This window comes from Acetobacter pomorum (assembly GCF_002738225.1).
In the GTDB taxonomy this organism is placed as follows: Bacteria; Pseudomonadota; Alphaproteobacteria; order Acetobacterales; family Acetobacteraceae; genus Acetobacter; species Acetobacter pomorum.
In genome coordinates, this window is record NZ_PEBQ01000003.1 from 27,867 (window position 1) to 48,001 (window position 20,135).

The window sequence follows — 20,135 nt, forward strand, 5'->3', positions numbered from 1 at the left end:
AAAGTTCAGTTCTGTGGCGTGGGGATCTGGCCTTTTTCAGCCAGAAGATGGGCGCGGTATTCATCCAGAAAATGTTCAACTTCTGGCGCAGGCTTGGGGGTAACCTGATGAAGGTTTCTAAGCGCACGAATAATGGTGCCGATCACCACAAGGCGCGCATACCATTTATGGTTGGAAGGCACGATAATCCACGGCGCATAGGGGCGTGCTGTTTCAGAGATGGCATCCTGATAGGCTGTGGCATATTCCTTCCAGAACTCACGCTCCCTTAAATCGGAAGGGGAGAATTTCCAACGTTTTTCCGGAATATCCAGCCGGGCCAGCAGGCGCTTGCGTTGTTCTTCGGGCGAGATATTCAGGAAAAACTTTAAAACCACAGTGCCTTGGCGGCTGAAGTAATGTTCCAGATGGCGGATATCACTAAACCGGCCTTGCCAGAACTCAGGCGTGTTGATCTCCCCGGTCAGATGGGCATTCTGGAGCAGTTCCGGGTGTACGCGTGTCACCAGCACATCTTCGTACTGGCTGCGGTTAAAAATAACAATGCGCCCGGCCTGGGGTGCTGCAGCATGGATACGCCATAAAAAACCATGCTGGAGATCTGTGGGGCCCGGTTGTTTGAAGGAGGTAACAGAAACCCCTTGTGGGTTTACGCCAGACATAACGTGCTTGATGGTGCCATCCTTGCCTGCGGCATCCATGCCTTGCAGAATGATCAGCAAGGAATGTGTTTGGTTGGCGTAAAGAAGTTCCTGCAATACTTGCAAAAGGCTTTTGACTTTGCGTAGCAGAAGTTTTCCATCTGCTTTTGTCAGGCCCAGATTGCCGTCATCATTCGGATTATGTGCGCTGAGTTTGAACTTGCTGCCATCCGAAACATGATAGCTGTCTAGCGCTTCCAGAAAGCGCGAAAGAGTATTCATGCTATAATTGCCTTACAAAATATGCATCCTGCGCCGGTTGTGGCGGGATATATGTCAGTCATAAAGGCAGGTTCAATCTTGTCAAAAAAAGAGACGCTTCTCATATTCTTAATATGATATCTGTAAATTCTTCTATTTCTGCACAATCTGAGCTTACAGAGGCAAAATCTCTGGCTGGTATGTTGCTGGTGGCCTCTCCCATGTTGGCGCAAACCCCTTTTGCACAGAGCGTTATTTATATGTGCGCCCATACGCCAGATAGCGGCAGCATGGGGTTGGTGGTGAACAAGCGTTTGGCCGTTGCCAGTTTTGATGAATTGCTGGACCAGCTTGATATTCAGCCCATTCCACCGGTGCGCCGCATTGGTTTGTGTGCGGGTGGACCGGTAGATGCCGGGCGCGGGCTGGTGCTGCACTCTGCGGAATGGGAAGGTGAAAGCAGCCTGAATGTCAGCCCAAATATTGCCTTAACGGGAAGCGTGGATGTGCTGAAGGAGATTGCCGCAGGCAAAGGCCCGCAGGATGCCTTGTTGGCCATGGGCCATGCCAGTTGGACAGCCGGGCAGCTTGAAGAAGAAATTCTGCAACAGGATGCCTGGCTGGTTGCACCTGCCACGCGGGATATTGTTTTTGGGAATGATCATGCAGCCAAGTGGCGGCGTGCTCTGGCGTCCATCAATATTGATCCGCTACGCCTGAGCGGACAGATCGGTCATGCCTGATGGGGCGTAGCGCCGTGGAGCCAGTTTTAGCGTAACGGGTCAGACAAAGCTGATTCAACAGGCTTTCTGGCCCAGCGCCACGATGTAATACCTTGGCGCGCCAGTTCACGATGCATGACCATAATGGGCCATTGGCCTGCCCCTTCATGGTTGCCCATGCCATCGGGGGCGGAAAGCCTTTTGGCCAAGGCTTCTACAACAGTAACAGACCGATGCCGGCCCCCAGAACAGCCAATGGCAATGGTGGCGTATTTTTTACCCTCTTGCACAAAGCGCGGAAGCACCAGCTGCAACATGGTGTGAATTTGGTTGAGGAAAGGGGGGTAATCTCTATCTTCAGCCACGTATTCTGCCACATCGGCATCCAGCCCGGTTTTGGGGGCAAGTTCGGGCACATAATGCGGGTTGCGCAAAAAACGTGCATCAAAAACAATATCAGCTTCTCGGGGCAGTCCTGCCGGATAGGCGAAGGACATGAGTGCCACGGTTAAGCCTTCCTGCGCGCCGCTGGTCCACGGGCTAAAGCGGCTTTCTACAAACTGGCGCAATTCTGGCGGCGGCATGTCTGTTGTATCAATAACCAGATCGGCCGCGGCCCGCAGGGGGGCGGTAAGCGCTATTTCTGCTTCAATACCTTCCTTAATACTCCCACGTGGTGCCAGCGGATGGCGGCGGCGTGTGGCCGTATAACGGCGCAGCAGCACGCTTTCATCCGCGGTGGCGTAAATCAGTTCAACCCGCAGATGTGGGTTCATGCGCAGGCGGGCCACGGCTTCCAGCACGGCAGAGGCATCAAACCCACGGGTGCGGGAATCTACACCAATGGCAACAGAGCGTTCGGCCCGGGCCACAATGTCATCCAGCATCCCCAGTGGCGGGTTATCAATAACTTCGTGTTCCAGATCTTCCAGAATCCGCAAAATGGAGGATTTGCCCGCCCCAGATAGGCCGGACACCAGCAAAATGCGGCGTGGTGCGGGCGTATCATCTGCCGTAATCATAAACGGCTTTTCCTCTCCATCTTGAGGCCGGCAGGTTGTGGGAGATGATGCAAAAAATGCCCAGAACCCAGAATCAGCCAGTAAGTTTGTTGAGCGCTTCCTGCCCTACTTTAATGCAGTTTGGACAATTGTGAGAAGGTATTATCCTCAAGGCAGGCATCACTTCGTAACACATCGTTGCGTTTTGTGACGTGCAATAGGGGGTTTGTTACAAAAGAGAAAATTGCGGTTCCGGCGCTCTTGCCTTACGTCCTGATATTGTGATGAAGCAGAAACAATAGGCAGATCGGGTTTTGGAGCAAAAGCGTACACCACATCTCAAACACATAACGGGTGGATTTGTTCTTTCAGATATAACGGCTCCGCATATCAAGGGGCTTGATATGGCCGAGCAGTGCCGCGCAGCATTGGAACGTGGTGCGCAGCTTCTGGCAGAACAGGGGCATGCCCTGCATGATGTTACCCATATTTTTTGCACCGTGGCGGATGCTGAAAATTTTCCATCCTGTTTTTCCGTTTTTCGGCAATTTTTTCCTTCTGTTTCGCCTATCATGACCCTCATGTGGCTGAAGGATGCGCCGTCAACACAGCCCAAAATTGTTTTTGAGCTGGCCGTGCAGCAGGAAGAAGATATAGCGCAAGAAGAAGATTACGCGTTCTGAACGTTTTGTTTCTGGCAGATATTAGGCAAAGGCGTGTGCTGGCTTAACGGGTGACAACCACCCGTGGCAGCTGAATGGTAAAGCAGGCGCCGATAACCTGCCCGTTTTGGTTATGCAGGTTATCAACCGAAATGGTGCCATGCAGAGCCTCTATAATCTGGCGGCTGATGGAAAGCCCCAAACCTGAATGCTGGCCGAAGTTCTCATTTTTAGGGCGTTCTGAATAAAACCGGTCAAAAATGGAATCCAGCTTGGCCTGTGGAATCCCCGGTCCTTCATCCGCTACAGAAATGGTCACCATCTTGCCTGCTGGCATGGCAGAAAGCGTGATATGGCCATTGGGCGGAGAAAAGGAAATGGCGTTGCCAATCAGGTTACGCAAAACCTGCACCAGCCTGTCTTCTACAGCCAAAACTTCTAGTGGGTTTTCCGGGGTGTCACCCTGCACATTTGTTTGCACAATGGGTTGGCCATCCTGACGCGTGGCCTGTTGAATTTCCGCCAAAACAGAAAGCAGCGGCGCAATGGCAACAGGTTCGGCCTTTGCGCGAGACATTTCGGCATCCAGGCGGCTGGCGTCTGAAATATCTGTAATCATCCGGTCCAGCCTGCGCACATCATCATTGATAATGGTCAGCAGGCGGCGCTGCTGGTTCAGGTCTTCAATACGTAACAGCGTTTCAATGGCCGAACGGATGGAAGACAGCGGATTTTTAATTTCGTGGCTGACATCGGCGGCAAAGCGCTCAATGGCGTCCATACGCTTCCACAGTGCTTGTGCGCTGGCCTGCAGGGCACGGGCAACATCACCAATTTCATCACGTCGGGCCAGAAGGCGGGCTGGCACGGTGCCTGTGCGCCCAGTTGCATCGCGCATGACTTGTGCAGAAGCCGCCAGCCGCAGCAAAGGCCGTGCAATGGTAAGAGAGAGATACCATGAGAGCAGCACTGTCAGCACAAGTGCCATCAGAAAAACGGATAGAATGGAAGATCGGATGGCAAAAAGGGAGCGATCAACCTGCGAGGCCACGCGTGTAAGCTGAATAATGCCTATGGTGCTGCCATCATGCATAACAGGTTCGGCCACCGTAATAATCAGTCGGCCCCGTGCAGTGCGGCGGATATAGGGTGGGGCTTCCTGCGCAGGCAGGGGTGTTCCTTTTAGCGCGGTAGCGGAGTCAGCTGGTCCAGATGGGCGGGCAGGAATATCCTCCTCATCCGTGTTGAGTGTGACAATGCCAGAATTGTGGCTGCCCCAGAGCCATGTCAGAAACCGCTCATAAATGCCGGGCTGTGTGGCTGGCGGAAAAGGAATGGTTTTTACCCGCTGTGCATTGCGCGGCATTGCGGGCACAGGTTCTGCTGTTTCGGGCCAGTCTGCCAGATTATCGGCCACAAGGCGGCCATCTGGGCCAAACAGGCGCGCATGGGCATTGGGGCTGGGTTCTGTCAGCCGCAAGAGCAGGGGGCGAGCCAGAGATTCTTCCAACACATAGCCCCGGTCCTGCGGATTTGTAGCGTGAGGATGTGTTGCACGTACAGCACTTTGCCCCAATGCGCCGGCATAAATCCGGGCCTGTTCACGCAAGGCCGTCACTTCTGTAGCCAGCAAACCGTTCCGAAACTGGTTAAGAAACAGGATGGTGACGCCCAGAAGGGCAATAGGCAGAATGTTAACCAGCAGCACCCGCCGCATCAGCGGAGAAATCAGCCGTGTGCGGGAGGCCTGATAGGCTGCTGTGGCTTCTATACTGCCTTTGCGGGGCTTATGGCCCGGCATGGACAGATAATGCAGGCCACCAAGGCGGCCTGCCAGCGCCTTGAAGAAAGAAGGGGCGGGCGGGCTGGTCATAACCCGTAATCAGTCTTCCCGATATCGGTAGCCGATACCGTACAGGGTTTCGATCTGGTTGAATTCGTCATCCACTTGGCGGAATTTTTTGCGCACACGTTTGATGTGGCTGTCTATGGTGCGGTCATCCACATACACGGTGTCTCCATACGCAGCATCAATCAGCTGATCGCGCGATTTTACCAGTCCGGGCCGCTGGGCCAGTGTTTTTACCAGCAGAAACTCCGTTACGGTCAGGGGCACATCTTCCCCTTTCCATGTGCATTTGTGGCGCAGTTCATCCAGGGAAAGGTTGCCGCGCACCAGTGCGCCACCCGTAGGTTCGCCATTGGCTTCTGCGCGGCTAACTTCATTGCGGCGCAGCAGTGCGCGAATGCGCTCTAGCAACAGGCGCTGGGAGAATGGCTTGGTGATGTAATCATCCGCACCAAGGCGCAGGCCCATAAGCTGGTCAACCTCCTCATTCTTGGAGGACAGGAAAATGACAGGCAAGTTGGAGCGGGTGCGCAGGCGTTGCAGAAGTTCCATACCATCCATGCGGGGCATCTTGATATCCAGAACAGCCAGATCAACCGGGTAGGCGGTTAATCCCTGTAATGCCGATTCGCCGTCTGTATATGTGCGAACATTGAAGCCTTCTGCCTCCAGTGTCATCTGCACCGATGTCAGGATATTGCGGTCATCATCCACCAGCGCAATTGTCTGCTTGGTGCGCTCTGTCATTGTCTGCGTTGTCCTTCCCTGCTGCCATGCGAGCAAGCCTTATAGACTAGGCCCTGCCATCCTATCCTGCCAAGGGCCCCTGTCCAGAATCGGCCAGCTTTTTTCAGCATTGTGTAAAGCAGGCATAAAATCATGCACATGGCAGGGGTGGCAGGTCTTGTCGGCGGCGGTTGTGTTGCTTACTTCAAAAGGCATGACCCACGATACAGATCCCACACAGGTCGAAACGCCGGCAGCACAGCCGGCTCCGGCCGAGCAGACGGCTCCGGAACACGAAGCCACTGCTGAAGCTGCGCAGAACGGTCAGCCAAGCGGCCCGGAAGCGCGTATTCAGGAACTTGAGCAGGCCGCAGCCGAATTTAAGGAAAAATGGCTGCGTGCAGAGGCAGAAAACCAGAACCTGCGCGCCCGCGCCAAGCGTGATCTGGATGATGCCCGCCAGTACGCCGTGCAGAAATTTGCGCGTGACGTTGTGGAGGCCGCAGAAAACCTGCGCCGCGCTCTGGCCAGCCTGCCGCCCGCGCAGGAAGGTGAAGATTCTGTGCTGACCAAAATGCGTGAAGGCATTGAAAGCACCGAACGCTCCTTCATTTCCATTCTGGAACGCCACGGCATCAAGTGTGATGACCCAGCAGGCAAGCCATTTGATGCCAACCTGCATCAGGCCATGGCAGAGCAGCCTAGTGCTGAGCACGAACCCGGTACGGTCATGCAGGCCTGGACGCCAACATGGACGCTGCACGGGCGCCTGCTTAAGCCAGCCATGGTGGTGGTTGCCAAGGCTTCCTGATCAGGAGGTTACGGTGTGGCGGCAGGTTAAAAAATCCTGTCCGCCAAGGCGTTTTCCCTTCTTGAAAAAGAGAAAACGCCACCATACATCAGGTTTATCATTCAGGCCTGCTTCCATAACCCGATACGGGGCGAAGCAGGCGGATAAATGAAAGCAAGGGCCTTTTCTGGTGCTTCGGGCCAGATGGGGTCGCTGAAAGGGAATATATAATGAGTAAAGTTATTGGTATTGACCTTGGTACGACCAACTCCTGCGTGGCAGTACGTGAAGGTAATGAAACAAAGGTTATCGAAAACAGCGAAGGTGCACGCACCACCCCGTCTATGGTGGCTTTCACCGAAAGCGGTGAAATGCTGGTGGGGCAGGCTGCAAAGCGTCAGGCTGTTACCAATCCGGCTAACACTTTCTACGCTGTAAAGCGTCTGATCGGGCGTCGTTATGATGATCCGACTGTCCAGAAAGACAAGGAAATGGTGCCCTACGCCATCGTCAAGGGCGATAATGGCGATGCATGGGTTGAGGCGCGCGGCAAGAAGTATGCCCCCTCACAGATTTCCGCCTTCGTTTTGGGCAAGATGAAGGAAACGGCTGAATCCTATCTGGGTGAAAAAGTTTCTCAGGCTGTTATTACCGTTCCGGCTTACTTTAACGATGCCCAGCGTCAGGCTACCAAGGATGCAGGTAAGATTGCCGGCCTTGAAGTGCTGCGTATTATCAACGAACCCACAGCAGCTGCTCTGGCTTACGGGCTGGAAAAGAAAAGCGGCGGCACCGTGGCTGTGTATGACCTTGGTGGTGGCACGTTTGACGTTTCCGTTCTGGAAATTTCCGATGGCGTGATCGAAGTGAAATCCACCAACGGTGACACGTTCCTGGGTGGTGAAGACTTTGATAACCGCATCATCGGCTATCTGGCAGACGAGTTCAAACGCGAACAGGGTATTGATCTGCGGTCTGACAAGCTGGCTCTGCAGCGTCTGAAAGAAGCCGCGGAAAAAGCCAAGATCGAACTGTCTTCCTCCAAGGAAACAGAAATCAACCTGCCATTCATCACGGCTGATGCCTCTGGTCCGAAACACCTTGTTCTGAAGCTGACCCGCGCAAAGCTGGAAAGCCTTGTGGACGATCTGGTGCAGCGTACGCTGGAACCCTGTAAGGCAGCGCTGAAGGATGCTGGCCTGTCAGCTTCTCAGATTGACGAAGTCATTCTGGTTGGCGGCATGACCCGTATGCCTAAGGTTATTGAAACGGTTAAAGGCTTCTTTGGTAAAGACCCTGCCCGTAACGTGAACCCCGATGAAGTTGTGGCCATTGGTGCTGCTATTCAGGGTGCCGTTCTGAAGGGTGATGTTAAAGACGTTCTGCTGCTGGACGTAACCCCGCTTTCTCTGGGTATTGAAACACTGGGTGGTGTGTTCACCCGTCTGATCGACCGCAACACAACCATTCCGACCAAAAAGAGCCAGGTGTTCTCCACGGCGGAAGATAACCAGAGCGCTGTGACCATTAAGGTCTATCAGGGCGAGCGTGAAATGGCAGCTGATAACAAGCTGCTGGGTAACTTCGACCTGACGGGTATTCCCGCTGCACCGCGTGGTGTGCCGCAGATTGAAGTGACCTTCGATATCGATGCCAACGGCATTGTGTCCGTGTCTGCCAAGGATAAGGCAACCGGTAAGGAACAGCAGATCAAGATCCAGGCTTCTGGTGGTCTGTCTGAAAACGATATCGACAAGATGGTGAAGGACGCTGAAGCTAACGCTGAAGCTGACAAAGCTAAGCGTGAGCAGGTAGAACTGCGCAACAACGCCGAAGCTCTGGTGCATCAGACTGAAAAGTCTCTGAGCGAAGCGGGTGACAAGGTTCCGGCTGCTGAAAAGAGCGAAGCTGAAAGCGCCATTGCTGCTGTTAAGGCTGCCATGGAAGGCACAGATGCCGAAGCTCTGAAAAGCGCAACCGAACGCCTGACACAGGCAGCCATGAAGGTGGGTGAAGCCGCTTACAAAGCTGGTCAGGCTGGTGAAGCTGCTCCGGAAGCAGAAGCTGCAAAGCCGGACGAAAAAGAAATCGTTGACGCTGACTTTGAAGACGTGAACGACAGCAAGAAGTCCTGATCGGACGCTATGCACAAGGGTGACTATGTGACAAACATAGTCACCCTTTACTTTATCTTTGGCGTCCGCGCTTCATTGTAAGGCGGGCGCTTTTTGTTGTTTCGGACAAACGCTGTGCTCATGCTCTAGAGGCAGCCCCCGACAAGAGGACTTCCATGGCCACTCAGCTCGATTACTACGCAATTCTTGAAGTTTCCCGAACAGCCACGGCGGATGAAATCAAGAAATCCTATCGCAAGCTGGCCATGAAGTATCATCCCGACCGAAATCCGGGGGATGATGCAGCAGAAGCCAAGTTCAAGGAAATTAACCAAGCCTACGATATCCTGAAGGATGAACAAAAGCGCGCTGCGTATGATCAGTATGGTCATGCTGCGTTTGAAGGTGGCGCAGGCCCCGGCGGGTTCGACTTCGGCGGTGGTTTTGGTGGCGGTGGTCTGGGCGATATTTTCGAACAGATGTTTGGTGACATGATGGGCGGCCGCCGTGGTGGCCGTGCACGCACTGGCAACGATATCCAGACCCATGTTGAAATTACGCTGGAAGAAGCTTTTACCGGCGTAAAGAAAGACGTGCGGGTGATTACCCGCGTGGCGTGTGAAGCCTGCCACGGTACGGGTTCAGAAGATGGCGCATCCGGCGTTGAAGTCTGCCCAAGTTGTCATGGTGCGGGCAAGGTGCGGGCGCAGCAGGGCTTCTTTGTGGTGGAGCGTCCATGCCCGACCTGTCATGGCGCAGGCAAGGTGGTAAAAAATCCCTGTAAGGTTTGCCACGGTGAAGGCACCATAGAAAAAGAACGCACGGTTGAAGTGCAGATTCCTGCCGGTGTGGAAGATGGCACCCGTATCCGCCTTTCTGGTGAAGGGGAAGCGGGGGGCAATGGCGTGCCACCGGGTGATCTATATATTCAGATTTCCATAGATGAGCATGGCATCTTCCAGCGTGATGGTGCCAATATCTATTGCCGCGTGCCGTTGCGCATGGCGCAGGCTGCTTTGGGCACAGAAATTGAAGTGCCTGTTATTGATGGTTCTCGCACCAAGGTGAAAATTCCGGCTGGCACGCAAACCGGCGCGCATTTCCGCCTACGTGGCAAAGGGTTCTCGGTTCTGCGCTCTACCGCGCGTGGCGATATGTACATTCAGGTTACGGTGGAAACACCGCAGAACCTCAGCAAGCGCCAGCGTGAACTGTTGGAAGAATTTGAAAAAGAAGCCAGGGAGGATGTGAAGCAGAGCCCCGAACATACGGGCTTCTTCCGCCGCGTGCGGGACTTTTTTGAAGGGAAGGAATAAGCGGCCATGCGTATCGGTATTGCAGGTATAACGGGGCGCGTGGGCCGTTTGTTGGTGGAAGAAGTGCAGGCCGCAGGGGCAACGCTTTCTGGGGGCACAACGCGCAAGCCGGAAGCGGCAAGTGGTCTGCCTCAAGGTGTGGCACTGTTTAAGGATATGGCCGAGCTTGCAGCTAACAGTGATGTGGTGATTGATTTTACCCACGCTGATACGGTTATTCCGAACGCGCAGGCGCTTGCCACAGCAGGCACGGCATGGGTGTTGGGCACAACTGGCCTTTCAGCAGAGCAACAGGCCGCTGTGCACAAGGCTGCGGAAAAAATTGCTGTGGTGCATGCAGCCAATTATTCCCCAGGGGTTACACTGGTGCAACGTCTGGCACAGATGATGGCGCGCGCGCTGCCAGCAGATTCCTACGATGCTGAAATTGTGGAAATGCACCATCGGCAGAAAGTGGATGCGCCATCTGGCACGGCCTTGGCCATTGGTGAGGCCGTGGCCGCAGGCCGTGGTGTAAAGCTGGCAGATGTGCGTGAAAGCGGGCGGGATGGCCATACAGGCCCCCGCAAGGAAGGGGCCATTGGCTTTGCTGCCCTGCGTGGTGGGCAGATTGTAGGTGAACATGAAGTATTGTTCACATCGGCGGATGAGCAGATCATTCTGGGCCATCGGGCGTTTGATCGGCGTATTTTTGCCACGGGCGCGGTGCGTGCTGCCAAATGGGTAAAAGGCCATAAACCGGGCCTTTATGGCATGGAAGATGTGCTGGGGCTGCCCCCGCTATAATGCCAGCGTAAAGGGGCGGGCAAGCTCCGCCCCGCGTTGGGCGCAAGGCTGAAAACGGCGTTTCTGGCTGGCCTGTTCAGGCTATACTCTTGACCGCCGCTTTCTATCCCTTCATACGACCTCCTCCCCCCTTTTTTAAGGCGGGCTTCTGTTTCCTTTTTCACAGTGCGTGGGGCAAACGGCACCATCATGCGTAAAGACGGCGATTTTCTGTTTACTTCGGAGTCTGTTTCCGAAGGCCATCCCGATAAAGTTGCTGACCGGATCAGCGATACCGTTCTGGACGCTTATCTTGCGGCAGATCCGGAAGCCCGCGTTGCCTGTGAAACGCTGGTAACCACCAACCGCATCATTCTGGCAGGTGAGGTACGCGGTCCTTCTTCCGTAACATCGGATAAGCTGATTGAACTGGCGCGCGAAGCTGTCAAAGACATTGGTTATGATCAGGAAGGTTTTTCCTGGCGCCGTGCGGAAGCTTCCAACTACCTGCATGCACAGTCTGCCGATATTGCGGTAGGTGTTGATAGCGCTGGTGAGAAAGACGAAGGCGCGGGTGATCAGGGGATCATGTTCGGGTATGCCTCGAACGAAACCGATACCCTTATGCCAGCTCCGCTTTATTATGCGCACCGCATTCTGCATGAAATGCGTGACCTGCGCCGTGCGGGTGACCCGATTGTGGCTGGCCTGCAGCCGGATGCCAAAAGCCAGGTGACCCTGCGCTACGTAAACGGTCGCCCGGTTGGCGCCACCTCTGTGGTGATTTCCACTCAGCATGATGAAGGTGTGAATCAGGAAGAACTGCGTGGCCGTCTGGGTCAGGTCGTTAAAAATGTTCTGCCCGAAGGCTGGGTGCCGCCGGAAAAAGAATTCTACGTCAACCCCACCGGTGTGTTCGTTATTGGCGGCCCCGATGGTGACTGCGGGCTGACAGGCCGCAAGATTATTGTGGATACCTATGGTGGTGCAGCCCCGCATGGTGGTGGCGCGTTCTCTGGTAAGGACCCCACGAAGGTTGACCGTTCTGCAGCCTACGCCTGCCGCTATCTGGCCAAGAATGTTGTGGCCGCTGGTCTGGCAGACCGTTGCACCATTCAGCTTTCCTACGCCATTGGCGTGTCTCATCCGCTGTCCGTCTATGTGGATCTGGATGAAACCGGTAAAGATGTAGATGAAAATCGCCTCGGTGATGTGCTGCGTGAAGTTATGGATCTTACCCCGCGTGGTATCCGTAAGCACCTGCGCCTGAACCGTCCGATTTATGCAGTTACATCTGCTTATGGTCACTTTGGCCGCAAGCCAGATGCTAAGCTGGACACCTTTACGTGGGAGCAGACCGATCTGGTTGATGCTCTGCGTAGCGCGCTGAACCGCTAAGTTTAGGGCGTTCTGTTCATGGCGGAGGCGAAAGGTTCGGCTGAAAATGCTCAGCCTGTAGTGGTGGATGTTAAACCCCCGCCGGAGCGGCTGTATGGCCGCCAGCGTGGGCATCCGTTGCGCCCCCGCCAGGAACGGCTGCTGGATGAAACCCTGCCGCGTATGCGCTTTCCGCTAGAGCGCGCGGCAGATCCGGCTTCTGTTTTTGGCCATAAGCCAGAACAGATCTGGTTTGAGGTTGGTTTTGGTGGAGGTGAGCATGTGCTTGCCCAAACCAAGGCACACCCCGAAGTGGGGTATATTGCCTCCGAAGTTTTCCATAACGGTTTGTGCTCCCTGTTAAGCCGCCTTGTGCCGGTAGGGGAAGAAGCAACAGCTCCTGTGCCAGAAATGCTGCGGCTGTGGGATGATGATGCCCGGCAAGTGCTGAATGTGTTGCCCGATGCATGTCTGGACAGGTTGTTCCTGATGTTTCCAGACCCGTGGCCCAAAGCACGCCATGCCAAGCGGCGTTTTGTGCATCCGCAAAATGTGGCGTTGGCAGCGCGGGTGCTTAAGCCCGGTGCTGTGTGGCGCGTTGCCAGTGATGATCCTACCTATCAGGCATGGGTGCAGGAAGTGATGGCAGCTCAGGATTATTTTGATGCGCCCGCACCTGTTTTAACTCGGCCGGAAGGCTGGTTTCCCACCCGGTATGAGGCCAAGGCCATTGCTGCTGGCCGCCAGCCTATGTACTGGACATTTACCCGCCGCTAAGGCGGGTTTTGTCGTTTTTCACCCTCGGCTGATGGCCTGCATGTGGCATGCTGGTGTATCAGCCCGCATTACGTTTTTGCCATGCGAAAGGTCCGCCATGAGCCAGACGACGCTGCCTATCCGTCGTGCCCTTGTTTCTGTTTCCGATAAAACGGGTCTGCTTGATCTTGCCCGTGCTCTTGCAGCGCAGGGGGCAGAAATTCTTTCTACGGGGGGGTCTGCCAAGGCGCTGCGCGATGCTGGCATCCCTGTTACGGAAGTTTCGGATTACACTGGCTTCCCCGAAATTCTGGACGGGCGCGTCAAAACACTGGTGCCCAAAATTCATGGTGGCATTCTGGGGCGGCGTGATCTGCCTGCCCATGTGGCCCAGATGGAAGAACACGGCATTGGCCCGATCGATCTGGTGGCTGTCAATCTGTATCCGTTTGAAAAAACGGTTGCCTCTGGCGCAGATGCAGACACCTGCATTGAAAACATTGATATCGGTGGCCCTGCACTCATTCGCGCTGCGGCCAAAAACCACGCTCATGTGGTGGTGCTGACAGACCCAGCCCAGTATGAAGGGCTGATTGATGCGTTGGGCGATGGGGGCACCACGCTGGAAATGCGCCGTGCCTATGCTGGTGCAGCCTATGCCCGCACCGCTGCGTATGATGCCGCCATTGCCGCATGGTTTGCCAAGCAGGCCCAGCAGCCTTTCCCCGAACGGTTTATTCTGGCGGGCCAGCGTGCGGAAATCCTGCGTTATGGGGAAAACCCGCACCAGCAGGCCGCTTTCTATCGTGATGGTACAGTGCGTCCCGGTGTGGCCACGGCGCAGCAGGTGCAGGGCAAGTCTCTCTCCTACAATAACATCAATGATACGGATGCGGCGTTTGAGGCTGTGGCCGAATTTGATAGCCCGGCCGTTGTAATTGTAAAACACGCCAACCCTTGCGGTGTGGCTGTTGCACCTTCACTGACAGCAGCGTGGGATCAGGCCCTGCGGTGCGATCCGGTTTCTGCCTTTGGGGGCATTGTGGCCCTTAACCGTAAGCTGGATGCTGCTACGGCAGAAAAGATTTCCACTATCTTTACGGAAGTGATTGTGGCTCCAGATGCGGAAGAAGACGCTAAGGCGCTTCTCTCCTGCAAAAAGAACCTGCGTCTGCTGCTAACTGGTGGCCTACCTAACCCTGCGGCAGAGGGCATTGTGGTGCGTTCGGTCGCCGGGGGTTTTCTGGCCCAAACGCGTGATAACGGCCAGATCAGCCGTGAAGGCCTGAAGGTGGTGACAAAGCGCGCGCCTACGGAACAGGAAATGCAGGATCTGATTTTTGCCTTCCGTGTGGCCAAGCATGTTAAGTCTAACGCCATTGTGTATGCCAAGGATGGCGCCACGGTGGGGATTGGCGCCGGACAGATGAGCCGTGTGGATTCTGCGCGCATTGCCGCCTCCAAAAGTGGAGAGGCCGCAAAGGCTGCGGGGCTGGACAAACCGCTGACACAAGGTTCCGTTGCGGCATCTGATGCGTTCTTCCCGTTTGCTGATGGTCTGGAAACCATTGTTGCGGCAGGGGCTACGGCAGTTATTCAGCCCGGTGGTTCCATCCGTGATAACGAGGTGATTGCCGCTGCAGATGCAGCCGGTATTGCCATGGTGTTTACTGGTATGCGCCATTTCCGCCACTGACACGCTTTTCCCGCTCTTGCGGGAATGACCGTTCGTGGCGAAGAATAGGGCCACGAATCTCACGCAATGCTGGCTCTTGCCCAAAAATGGGCAAGGGCAGCGTTTCATAATCGGTTGGGCTATGCGCTATCTGCTTTCCTTGTCTGCTGCATTGTTGATGTCTTCCGTGGCTGTGGCCGCGCCAGCACATAAAACGCCTGCTACCAAGGCAGAATCCTTTTCTGCCCGGCAGACACACACAGAAAAGCAGGCAGATGGTGTGTATGATCTTTCTGGCCTGCCTGCCTTTACCGGCAAAGTGGCGCAGTTTTTGCCCTCACCGCATGGTGGGGTATTTGGGCTGCTGCTGGAAGATGGCACCCAGGTTTTTGTCTCCCCCGAGCAAACGCATGAGCTGGCAGGGCTGGTTAAGCCGGGGGATGTTGTTTCCATCCGTGGGCTAAAGGGGCGCGTGCTGCCCATTATCCGGGCGTTTGGCATTACCAGCCCACGTGGCCGTGGCATGCAGGATAATTTTATTGCCATGCCCGTGCATTCCACAGAAATGATAGCTGGCCCGGATCTGGTTCTGCATGGTGAAATCTGGCAGCGGCTGTACAATGCCAATGGCCAGCTTTCTGGCGTAATTTTGAAAGATCATTCCGTTATCTGCATTACCCCGCGTGAAGCAACGCGAGAGGCCGATCTGCTAACACCGGGGCAGATGCTTTATGCTGTTGGCACAGGCAGCAGCGGTGAACTGGGCACAGCCATTGATGCGCGCGAAATTGGCACATCGGCTGAAAAAATGGTGGGTATTGCCGTGGGTGATGCCCCGCCACCGGGGCCGCCAGCAGGTAGCCCGGCTTATGATATTATTCCCGGCGCAGAAGAACACTAACACCATTTAAAAATGTGTAGCGTAAGCGCAAAGCGGGGGCAGTAAACTGTTGCCGCTTTTGTGCGTTAGTCTTTCTACCACAGGCCATTAACAGTCATGCATGTTGACGTATGGCGGAAGGGAGAAAGTAGATGGCTATTTTACGTTGGGTTCTTATTTTTCTTATTTTTGCCCTTTTGGCATCAATCTTCGGGTTTTCTGGCGCGGCTGGCAATTTTACGGAAATAGCCAAAATTCTGCTGTTTGTGTTTATTGTGCTGCTGGTTATCAGCCTCTTTTTTGGCCGCACCCCCCGACCCTGATTTACGCTTCTTCAGCCGTGTTATGTGGTGTGCGGTGGGCGGCCGTGCACCACAGCACGCCCGTTATCAGGCAGATAATGGCGCAAGCTTCTACAAAGCTGGGCCAGCGATGCGCCCATACAAAGCTGTAAAGCAGGGCAAACAGTGTTTCAAAAATAATCATCTGGCCCGAAAGTGTAAGCGGAAGCAGGCGGGAAGCCCGGTTCCATAATCCATTGGCTACAACGGAAGCCAACAGAGCCGTGGCACTGCATACACCCCAAAAACGCGCCCAATCCAGCCAGGCATGCGGCAGAGCATGAAAAACAAAAGCGGGAATAACCAGCACCAAGGCCAATGCGCCTGTTACAACTCCCGTCAGTAAAGACCAATCATGGTCACTCACGGTAGAGGTTTTCAGCAGCCAACGTGTGTTTTCAACGGCATATAACGTCCAGGATGCCAACGCGCCCACAGCACAAAACAGCCCGATAAGTTGAGAAGAAAAAGCAACCGGATGCGTAGGCGTGGCTGCAGCATGGACTGTAAAACTGCGCGAAACAATTAACAGAATGCCAAGAACACTCACGCTCATGGGGGCGGCAATCTGTTTGATACGGATGCTGCTGCCAGCCCGAATACCCATAATCAGCACGGCAATGGGTAAAAAACCAATAATAAGTGTGGTTACAGGCCCACCTACAGTTCTAATAGCGGTGGAAAGCAGGATGTAATACAGAACATTCCCCAGCATGGATAAGCGAATAAGCGCAATCCACTCGGCTTTTCCTAGGATGTTTTTTAGTATGTTCCAGCGGGGCAATAACAAGATCAGAGAGATCAGGCCGTAAACAAGGTAACGTCCGGCTGTCATTTGCAGGGATGTAAAGTCATGCAAAAGCAGGGGAACAATAAACACAGTGCCCCATAATGCGCCGCTTCCCATACCATTTAGCACACCAAGGGTAAGAGACCGGGAAGACGTCATTTTATTCTACCATGCAAAAACTGGAACAAGCCAGCTGCCTGTCTAGTAGAGAGCCGGTGTAAAAACTATTCTTTTTGCGGGTATCAGCTACACGACTATGTGCGCTGTTTTATAGGGCGTTTTTGCCCGGAGCGCTGTGTGTGCCATACTTCATATGGTTTTTACTGGGCTGCTGCATTTTATACGCAGCAGCCCAGTAAAGCTAAGGGGAGTTAGCCCTCAATCTGGCTGAAATCTGCAATCAGCCGCATCATACGTACAACGCGAGAAAGCAGCTTCAGGCGGTTCAACCGCAGTTCAGGCTCTGGCGCATTGACTGTCACCACTTCAAAAAACTTATCCAGCGGTGCACGCAGGCTGGCGGCTTCACGCATGGCATCTGTAAAGTGTTCGGCTGCAAAATCTTTTTCCACCGCCGGTTCCACACGTTCCAGCGCGTCAAACAGGGCGCGTTCCTCATCCTGCGTGAACAGGGCGGGGTCTGGAATATCTTCGTGCGGGCCGTCTTTTTTATCTTCAATGCGCAGAATGTTGGCGGCACGGCGTGTGGCGGCCAGCAGGTTTTTGCCGTCTTCTGTTTCCAGCATATCCTGCAAGGCATGCGCACGGGCCAGCAGGCGCACAATGTCCGTATCCGAATTATCAACGGAAATTGCGGCCAGACAATCATGCCGAGCCCCCTCGGCGCGCACCTGTACGCGCAGACGTTCCGCAATAAACTGCGGCAGCAGATCCAGATCAGGCGCATCCTGCAAACCAGCAGGCAGAGCTTGGGCCGCCAGAACAAAAATACGTACTAGGTCAAGACGTAGATTGTTTTCACGGATCAGGCGGATCACACCCAATGCCGCACGGCGCAGACCAAACGGATCTCCCGAACCAGAGGGTTTTTCACCCGCAGCAAAGAAAGCCACCAGCATATCAATGCGGTCGGCCAGCCCCAACACAACAGAAACCGGAGCCGTGGGCACCGAATCACCGGGGCCGCGCGGGGTGTACTGCTCGCTAATGGCCTGTGCCACAGCAGGGCTTTCGCCATCATGTTTGGCGTAGTAACCACCCATGATGCCCTGAAGTTCGGGGAACTCCCCAACCATGCCGGTTGTTAGGTCGGTTTTGCTCAGTTCGGCTGAGCGTTCACAGTCGGCTTTGGGCGCGCCCACCATATCGGCCAGAATACCGGCCAGACGCACCATGCGGCGTGTACGATCACCCTGAGAGCCCAAGCTGGCATGGAAGGTGATGGAATCCAGCGCTTTTAGGCGAGATGCCAGCGTTTGCTTGCGGTCTATATCCCAGAAGTGGCGGGCATCTGCAAAGCGCGCGCGCAGCACGCGTTCATTACCAGTTACAATCAATGTGCCATCATCTGCGGGAATAATATTGGCCACAAAGGCAAAGCGCGGCGCAGCCGTACCATCGCTGTTGCGCAGGGCAAAGTAACGCTGGTTAACGCGCATGGAAACCTGCATCACCTCGGCAGGCAGTTCCATAAACTGTGCATCAATCTGGCCCAGAAACGGCACAGGCCATTCCACCAGCCCAGCCACTTCATCCACCAGCCCGAAATCTGGCACAATCTGCAACCCTTCAGAGGCCGCTAGTGTGTTCAGGCCTTCTGTAATGGTTTTGCGGCGTTCTGCGGCATCCACCATCACGTGGCGGTCATGCAGGGTTTTCCGCCATTCCGCAGCGCTGGAAACAGCCACAGCACCGGGGTTGAGAAAGCGATGGCCTTCTGTAAGGTTGGCGGCAACCAGATTATGCCCGTTATCTTCCCCATGAGCGAGGGAGAAGGGCACGGTTTCACCATCCAGAATGCACAAAATGCGGCGTAGCGGGCGCACCCATGTAAAGCTGCTACCAGCCCCCCAACGCATGGATTTGGGCCACGGGAAGCGCCGCAGCAGGTCAGGCAGCACAGCGGCAATATGGTCTTGTGCGCTTACGGCGGGTTCTTCACGCTCCAGAATCCAGAAGCCGTTCTGCAGTGTGAGCGCATCACGCGTTACGCCGTGCTTGCGGGTAAAGCCATCAAGCGCCTTGTCTGGCGCGCCTTCACGCGGGCCGCGTTCAGAAACCGTGCGACCGGGCACGGTGGCATCAATGTTCAGGCTGGCGGCAATGCGGCGCGGGCCGGTGGCAGCCACGGCATTTTGCGGGTGCAGGGGGGCCAGAGCCTCGGTCAGCAGGCGCAGGAGGTTGTCTCCTGCCTGACTTTGCATCCGGGCCGGAATTTCTTCAGAGAACAGTTCTATCAGCAGTTCGGGCATTATCTTACTTGTCCTCGCCAGCCAGCCAGGTTTCACAGCATAGCTTGGCCAGATTACGCACTCGGGCAATATAGGCGGCACGTTCGCTCACGCTGATAACGCCGCGCGCATCCAGCAGATTAAACAGATGGCTGACCTTCAGGCACTGGTCATACGCAGGCTGGGCCACACCGGCTTCGGCCAGTGCCACGCTTTCTTTTTCCGCATCTGTAAAATGCTGGAACAGCAGGTCCGTGTTTGCCAGCTCAAAATTATGGCGCGAATAATCCTGCTCGGCGCGCAGGAACACATCGCCGTAAGTCAGGCCCGCGCCGTTGTAATCCAGATCGTACACGTTCTCTACGCCCTGCACATACATGGCCAGACGTTCCAGCCCGTATGTCAGCTCGGTAGAAGGCAGAGTTACGGGAATACCGCCAACCTGCTGGAAATACGTAAACTGCGTGACTTCCATGCCATCACACCAGACTTCCCAGCCAAGGCCCCATGCGCCGATGGTGGGGTTTTCCCAGTCATCTTCCACAAAGCGGATATCGTGCAGTTCGGGGTCAATGCCAATGGCGCGGTAGCTGTCCAGCAGCAGTTTCTGGCTTTCTTCCGGCGTGGGTTTGAGCAGAACCTGGTACTGGTAATAGTGCTGCAAGCGGTTTGGGTTTTCCCCGTACCGGCCATCAGACGGGCGGCGGCAGGGCTGCACATAGGCCGCTTTCCACGGCTTGCTGCCAAGCGCACGCAACGTGGTGTGGGGGGAAAGGGTGCCCGCACCTATTTCCTGATCATAGGGCTGGAGAATGGCGCATCCCTGTTTGGACCAGAACTGGTGAAGGGTCAGGATAAGATCCTGAAAGGAAAGAGGCCGCTCAGTGGGGCGGGCAGACGCCGGGTCCATGATCAGGGTGCTACTCCGGTAGGTTACGTTATCATGCAGCCTCTACTGGGCTGCGTGTGCGCATACCATACAACTCCACGCGCCGAACCGAAAGAGAAGGCAGGCTATGGTGCAATTCTTCCTGCGCAGGGCTTCTTGCAACGCGCTT

18 protein-coding genes are annotated in these 20,135 nt (G+C 55.1%); 11 read left to right on the plus strand and 7 right to left on the minus strand.

What is annotated here, in order from left to right; translation table 11 throughout:
• Positions 1-5: 5 nt before the first annotated feature.
• Complete coding sequence (locus tag CSR02_RS00475) at positions 6-923, minus strand: PPK2 family polyphosphate kinase (RefSeq protein WP_042787113.1); 918 nt, start codon at positions 921-923, stop codon at positions 6-8.
• 113 nt (positions 924-1,036) lie between these two features.
• Between CSR02_RS00475 and CSR02_RS00480 the strand changes: the two genes are divergently transcribed.
• Entirely contained in the window at positions 1,037-1,645 is a 609-nt protein-coding gene (locus CSR02_RS00480; RefSeq protein ID WP_042787112.1) for a YqgE/AlgH family protein, read from the plus strand.
• 26 nt (positions 1,646-1,671) lie between these two features.
• Here CSR02_RS00480 and rapZ read toward each other — a convergent pair whose 3' ends face one another.
• Positions 1,672-2,646, minus strand: coding sequence for an RNase adapter RapZ (gene rapZ, locus CSR02_RS00485; RefSeq protein ID WP_099540061.1), 975 nt, complete (start codon positions 2,644-2,646; stop codon positions 1,672-1,674).
• A gap of 293 nt (positions 2,647-2,939) precedes the next feature.
• Between rapZ and CSR02_RS00490 the strand changes: the two genes are divergently transcribed.
• Positions 2,940-3,308, plus strand: coding sequence for a RidA family protein (locus CSR02_RS00490; RefSeq protein ID WP_244176703.1), 369 nt, complete (start codon positions 2,940-2,942; stop codon positions 3,306-3,308).
• A gap of 43 nt (positions 3,309-3,351) precedes the next feature.
• On the opposite strand, the gene CSR02_RS00495 is transcribed toward CSR02_RS00490, so the two are convergent.
• Complete coding sequence (locus CSR02_RS00495) at positions 3,352-5,160, minus strand: ATP-binding protein (protein ID WP_099540063.1); 1,809 nt, start codon at positions 5,158-5,160, stop codon at positions 3,352-3,354.
• 9 nt (positions 5,161-5,169) lie between these two features.
• Positions 5,170-5,883, minus strand: a complete 714-nt coding sequence (locus CSR02_RS00500) for a response regulator transcription factor (RefSeq protein WP_003623821.1) — start codon at positions 5,881-5,883, stop codon at positions 5,170-5,172.
• Positions 5,884-6,076: 193 nt separating this feature from the next.
• Here CSR02_RS00500 and CSR02_RS00505 point away from each other — a divergent pair, with 193 nt between their 5' ends.
• The 9 genes from CSR02_RS00505 to CSR02_RS00545 all read left to right on the plus strand — a co-directional run bounded on the left by CSR02_RS00505 (position 6,077) and on the right by CSR02_RS00545 (position 15,858).
• Positions 6,077-6,673, plus strand: a complete 597-nt coding sequence (locus CSR02_RS00505) for a nucleotide exchange factor GrpE (protein WP_042787108.1) — start codon at positions 6,077-6,079, stop codon at positions 6,671-6,673.
• A 209-nt stretch (positions 6,674-6,882) separates the two neighbouring features.
• Positions 6,883-8,787, plus strand: coding sequence for a molecular chaperone DnaK (gene dnaK / locus CSR02_RS00510; RefSeq protein WP_042787107.1), 1,905 nt, complete (start codon positions 6,883-6,885; stop codon positions 8,785-8,787).
• A 155-nt stretch (positions 8,788-8,942) separates the two neighbouring features.
• Positions 8,943-10,082 carry a molecular chaperone DnaJ gene (dnaJ, locus tag CSR02_RS00515; protein ID WP_099540066.1) on the plus strand — a complete coding sequence of 380 codons (1,140 nt, stop codon included), beginning with the start codon at positions 8,943-8,945 and terminating at the stop codon, positions 10,080-10,082.
• A 6-nt stretch (positions 10,083-10,088) separates the two neighbouring features.
• On the plus strand, positions 10,089-10,868 hold the full coding sequence (gene dapB / locus CSR02_RS00520; RefSeq protein WP_099540067.1) for a 4-hydroxy-tetrahydrodipicolinate reductase: 780 nt from the start codon (positions 10,089-10,091) through the stop codon (positions 10,866-10,868).
• Positions 10,869-11,057: 189 nt separating this feature from the next.
• Positions 11,058-12,245: a methionine adenosyltransferase gene (gene metK / locus CSR02_RS00525; protein ID WP_042787193.1), complete on the plus strand. Its 1,188-nt coding sequence runs from the start codon at positions 11,058-11,060 to the stop codon at positions 12,243-12,245.
• A gap of 18 nt (positions 12,246-12,263) precedes the next feature.
• Positions 12,264-13,001 carry a tRNA (guanine(46)-N(7))-methyltransferase TrmB gene (trmB, locus tag CSR02_RS00530; protein WP_099540069.1) on the plus strand — a complete coding sequence of 246 codons (738 nt, stop codon included), beginning with the start codon at positions 12,264-12,266 and terminating at the stop codon, positions 12,999-13,001.
• Between the two features lie 97 nt (positions 13,002-13,098).
• Positions 13,099-14,676, plus strand: coding sequence for a bifunctional phosphoribosylaminoimidazolecarboxamide formyltransferase/IMP cyclohydrolase (gene purH, locus CSR02_RS00535; RefSeq protein ID WP_099540071.1), 1,578 nt, complete (start codon positions 13,099-13,101; stop codon positions 14,674-14,676).
• 121 nt (positions 14,677-14,797) lie between these two features.
• Positions 14,798-15,556 (plus strand): OB-fold nucleic acid binding domain-containing protein, encoded by a 759-nt coding sequence (locus tag CSR02_RS00540; RefSeq protein WP_042787103.1) that lies wholly within the window; start codon positions 14,798-14,800, stop codon positions 15,554-15,556.
• A 131-nt stretch (positions 15,557-15,687) separates the two neighbouring features.
• Positions 15,688-15,858 carry a DUF1328 domain-containing protein gene (locus CSR02_RS00545; protein WP_042787102.1) on the plus strand — a complete coding sequence of 57 codons (171 nt, stop codon included), beginning with the start codon at positions 15,688-15,690 and terminating at the stop codon, positions 15,856-15,858.
• 1 nt (position 15,859) lies between these two features.
• Here the strand turns inward: CSR02_RS00545 and CSR02_RS00550 are convergent, their stop codons facing one another.
• The 3 genes from CSR02_RS00550 to CSR02_RS00560 all read right to left on the minus strand — a co-directional run bounded on the left by CSR02_RS00550 (position 15,860) and on the right by CSR02_RS00560 (position 19,987).
• Positions 15,860-16,825 carry a DMT family transporter gene (locus CSR02_RS00550; RefSeq protein ID WP_099540073.1) on the minus strand — a complete coding sequence of 322 codons (966 nt, stop codon included), beginning with the start codon at positions 16,823-16,825 and terminating at the stop codon, positions 15,860-15,862.
• Between the two features lie 212 nt (positions 16,826-17,037).
• Positions 17,038-19,098 (minus strand): glycine--tRNA ligase subunit beta, encoded by a 2,061-nt coding sequence (gene glyS / locus CSR02_RS00555; protein ID WP_099540075.1) that lies wholly within the window; start codon positions 19,096-19,098, stop codon positions 17,038-17,040.
• Positions 19,099-19,102: 4 nt separating this feature from the next.
• The gene (locus CSR02_RS00560) at positions 19,103-19,987 is read right to left on the minus strand and encodes a glycine--tRNA ligase subunit alpha (RefSeq protein WP_099540077.1); all 885 of its coding nucleotides are present in this window, start codon (positions 19,985-19,987) and stop codon (positions 19,103-19,105) included.
• Positions 19,988-20,135: the final 148 nt, after the last annotated feature.